A 4,186-nucleotide genomic window follows, 5' to 3' on the forward strand; every position below is an offset into this window, starting at 1 on the left:
CCCCGGCAACCGGCCGATCGCGAACAAGACGGTGAACATCTTTTCCGGGAAGCCCATCGCCTTGTAGATCAGGCCGGTGTAGAAGTCCACGTTCGGGTACAGCTTGCGTTCGATGAAGTAGTCATCGGCCAGGGCCTTCTCTTCGAGGCGCATCGCGATGTCGAGCAGTTCGTCATTGCCGCCAAGCTTGCCGAGGATATCGTGGGCGGTGGCCTTCACAATGGTGGCGCGCGGGTCGTAGTTCTTGTAGACGCGGTGCCCGAAGCCCATTAGCTTCACGCCGTCTTCCTTGTTCTTGACCTTCTCCATGAAGTCTTCGGGCTTCATGCCCTTGCCCTGAATATCGCGGAGCATGTTCAGGACAGCTTCGTTGGCCCCGCCGTGCAGCGGGCCGAAGAGTGCATTGATACCGGCGGAGACCGAAGCGAACATGTTCGCGTGCGAGCTGCCAACCAGACGGACCGTCGAGGTGGAGCAGTTCTGCTCGTGGTCGGCGTGCAGGATCAGCAGCAGGTCGAGAGCCTTGACCATCATCGGGTCCAGGTCATACGGTTCTGCGGGCAGCCCGAAGGAAAGCCTGAGGAAGTTCTCGACCAGGTTCATCGAGTTGTCCGGGTACAGCATCGGCTGGCCGATTGACTTCTTGTGGGCGTAGGCGGCAATGACCGGGAGCTTCGCCATCAGGCGGAAGGTGGACAGCTCCACCTGCTCGTCGTCGAACGGGTCCAGTGAATCCTGATAGAACGTGGACAGCGCCGAAACGGCCGAGGAGAGCACCGGCATGGGGTGCGCATCGCGGGGGAAACCGCCGAAGAAACCCTTGAGCTCCTCATGGAGCAGAGTGTGCCGGCGGATGCGGTCGTCGAAGGCAGCCAGTTCGGTGGGGGTCGGCAGGTTCCCGTAGATCAGCAGGTAGGAAACCTCAAGGAAGCTGGAGTGCTGGGCCAACTGGTCGATCGGGTATCCCCGGTAGCGCAGGATGCCCTGGTCGCCGTCGATGTAGGTGATCGCCGAGGTGGTGGCTGCGGTGTTCATGAAGCCCGGATCGTATGTCACGGCGCCGGTCTGCTTGAGCAGCTTCGACACGTCATAGCCATTGTTGCCTTCAGCGGCATTGACCATCGGGAGGCTGAGTTTGCCTCCGTCATAGTGCAGGGACGCACCGTTTTGCTCGGTCATTGAACTCTCCTCCAGGAGTGGTGGCATGCATTGGCTTGCGACACCTTCGCACATTCAACTAAAACGCTACCGGTAGGACACCCGGAGCGCTAATCGGCATTGACCGGACCCTGGACTTGCGGGCCTACTGAACCTGCCGAGCCGCGGACAGCCGTTGGACTGCCTTATCGATGGCCTGGTCGGTGCCGGTCATCGCGACTCGGATGAATCCCCGGCCAGCATCGCCGTAGAAAGTACCCGGTCCGACGATGATCCCAAGCCGGGCGAAACGTTCCACAGTGGTCCAGGTGTCTTCGCCCGCAGTGGCCCATAGGTATAGTCCCGCCACCGAATCTTCGAGCCGTAGCCCGAAGTTCTCCAGCGCGGGGATCAGCAGGTCGCGGCGTCGCCGGTACAGGTCCTTCTGGGCTTGCACATGCTCGTCGTCGTTGAGCGCGGCGCGCATGGCTTCCTGGACCGGGAACGGCACAATCATTCCGGCGTGTTTGCGGGAGTTCACCATGTTGGCAATCAGGTCAGGATCGCCGGCAGTGAACGCGGCCCGATAGCCGGCCATGTTCGATTGCTTACTCAACGAGTAAACGGCGAGCAGGTTGCTGTGGCTGCCCCCATTGACGCGGGCATCGAGCACACTGGGCACAGATTCGCCGCCCCTGGCGCTGTCCCAGGTACCCCAGCCGAGTTCCGCGTAGCACTCGTCTGAGGCGACGACGGCGCCCAGCGCGCGGGCCTCGGTCACAACCTTCGCGAGGTCGGTGGCCGAAAGGACGCGACCCGTCGGGTTGGCGGGCGAATTGACCCACACCAGCCGGACACGCGCCCTGGTCTCCTCGTCAAGGGTGTACAGGTCATCGGCAGCGACTGGCGTGGCACCTGCGAGTTGTGCGCCGATGTCATAGGTCGGGTACGCGACGGTCGGGCGGACGACGACGTCGCCCTCTCCCAGCCCGAGCAACGTTGGCAGCCAGGCGACGAGTTCCTTGGACCCCACCGTTGGCAGGACGTCCAACGGATCAAGTCCGACAACGCCACGGCGCCGCGCGAACCAGTTGCTGACCGCGGACCTGAGCTCGTCAGTACCGTGCGTGGTGGGGTATCCCGGGGCGTCGGCCGCACCGGTCAATGCCTCCTGAATGACCGCAGGGGTTGGATCGACTGGCGTTCCAATGGACAGGTTCACAGCCCCACCGGGGTGCTGCTTCGCCAAAGTCACGTAGGGGGCCATGGCGTCCCACGGATAGTCCGGGAGGGCGATCCCGAACTGTCGGTTGCCGCCCGGGACGCTCATAGGTCGTGGGTCTGGGGCGGGAGGGCCGCGATGATCGGGTGGTCCTTGCCGATGTTTCCCAGCTTCGCGGCACCGCCCGGCGATCCGATGTCGTCGAAGAACTCGACGTTGGCTTTGTAGTACTCAGCCCACTGGTCGGGGGTGTCATCCTCGTAGTAGATGGCTTCCACCGGGCACACCGGCTCGCAGGCGCCGCAATCGACGCACTCATCCGGATGGATGTAGAGGGACCGTTCGCCTTCGTAGATGCAATCTACTGGGCATTCCTCGATGCAGGCCTTGTCCTTCAAATCCACGCACGGCTGTGCGATTACGTAGGTCACTTCCCACGCCTTTCCAGTTGGGGCTGTCGTTCCGTTTCCAGCTTAACGCAATGGCCCGGTGCAGCCGCATCGTGTCCCGGTTTAACCCTATGAGCCCCACCACTACCAATCCTGACCACTACGCTGAACAGATGGACTCCCCCGCACGCCAATTGCTCACCCTTCCCGTGGGGACCCGCGTTGTGGTCAGGTATCGCATTGACGATGGTCTCACGGATGCGCTGGGGGAGCTCGTCCAGATCGATGAGCGGACCTGCACCGTGCGGACCAGGCGCCAGGGCGACGTCGTCGTCCCCCTTGAGCTGGTGACCGCAGCCAAGCCGGTGCCTCCCCCACCCCCGCGGCGCCCCCGACGGTTCTGACCTGCACACTCGCCCACCCTGGACCCGAACGTCTGGGCCTTTCCCTCTGGAGGAGCCCGGTCAGTGGGATTGTCTAGACCTTCCCACTGACCGAAGTGGTACAACGGGATCGTGCGCGTCAAGCGCTTGCTTCACCATCCTGAGGAACAATTCTGGATGATCGACAAGCAGGGTGTAAGAGGCCCGCAGTACTGGGACCCGCCCAATCATCAGGAGATTTCCGCGCCGTCGATCCTCTTCGAAATCCGATGCGCCGACATGGAATCGGCGTCCGTCAGCCTCCACGCCGAGCACCTTCTCCACCACCAGATCGAGCCGGCCGACCCCTTTGATGTAGACCTGCGACTGGAAGCTGTATCCGGCCCGGCGAAGATGATACTTGGCCACCGTTTCGAGGATTGATTGCGAGAACGGATCGATCTGCGCGACGATCTTCCGAAGAGACCCGTCCCTGCGTCCCGTCGTTCTTCGGCGGAGAGCGAGCATGCTCACCTTGCCCATCACGACTGCCGACTCGACGATGCACAGCGCCTCGAGCTCAGGCAGGCAACGCATACACTGTACACAGATGTCGAGAACAGTCGGCGGTCTAGTTGACCGGTGAACCTTGAACACACCTTCCAGCGCTCGCCCGTGGTCAACGCAGACGTGAATCAGAGTCGGGCGGCGGAGAATCCAGAGTCCGTGGATTCTTGCGGCGCTGATACAGGCAAGATCAGCGCCGACGCTCGCCGCCAGTACGAGTGTCGGATCAGCATCAGGTAGGCAATAGACGCCGCGGATCGGCTTTGAGAGCTGACCCATTGCCACCGCGTTACGGAGTTGGTGCGAACTGACCCCATGGGCCACCAGGTCTTTCCGACGAGCAACCCCGCCCTGGGCAACCAGCAGATGATGAAGATCCATGAGTGAATACTGGCCCCGTTTACCCAGCCGCTGCCTGCTGGTCCGAGACTTTGTGGATAAATCTTCGACGGAGTTGCCACGGATCCCACTCTTCACGCCTGGTCGGTGGGAATGTCTAGACAGTCCCG

At 62.3% G+C, this 4,186-nt stretch carries 5 protein-coding genes; 1 reads left to right on the forward strand and 4 read right to left on the reverse strand.

The window, feature by feature from the left end; all coding sequences use genetic code 11:
* The 3 genes from K728_RS0107615 to fdxA form a co-directional block, all read right to left on the reverse strand.
* On the reverse strand, nucleotides 1-1,179 hold a 1,179-nt coding region (locus tag K728_RS0107615), incomplete at its 3' end, for a citrate synthase (protein ID WP_024476335.1).
* A gap of 124 nt (nucleotides 1,180-1,303) precedes the next feature.
* On the reverse strand, nucleotides 1,304-2,467 hold the full coding sequence (gene dapC, locus K728_RS0107620; protein WP_024476336.1) for a succinyldiaminopimelate transaminase: 1,164 nt from the start codon (nucleotides 2,465-2,467) through the stop codon (nucleotides 1,304-1,306).
* The gene (fdxA, locus tag K728_RS0107625) at nucleotides 2,464-2,790 is read right to left on the reverse strand and encodes a ferredoxin (protein WP_019481631.1); all 327 of its coding nucleotides are present in this window, start codon (nucleotides 2,788-2,790) and stop codon (nucleotides 2,464-2,466) included. Before fdxA ends, dapC begins: the two co-directional genes overlap by 4 nt.
* Nucleotides 2,791-2,879: 89 nt before the next feature.
* Between fdxA and K728_RS0107630 the strand changes: the two genes are divergently transcribed.
* Nucleotides 2,880-3,152 (forward strand): putative acetyltransferase, encoded by a 273-nt coding sequence (locus K728_RS0107630; RefSeq protein WP_019481630.1) that lies wholly within the window; start codon nucleotides 2,880-2,882, stop codon nucleotides 3,150-3,152.
* A gap of 60 nt (nucleotides 3,153-3,212) precedes the next feature.
* Here K728_RS0107630 and K728_RS0107635 read toward each other — a convergent pair whose 3' ends face one another.
* Complete coding sequence (locus K728_RS0107635; protein WP_019481629.1) at nucleotides 3,213-4,058, reverse strand: type IV toxin-antitoxin system AbiEi family antitoxin domain-containing protein; 846 nt, start codon at nucleotides 4,056-4,058, stop codon at nucleotides 3,213-3,215.
* Between the last annotated feature and the right edge of the window lie 128 nt (nucleotides 4,059-4,186).

Origin of the sequence: Arthrobacter sp. CAL618 (assembly GCF_000468215.1) — a bacterium.
GTDB lineage: Bacteria > Actinomycetota > Actinomycetes > Actinomycetales > Micrococcaceae > Arthrobacter_D.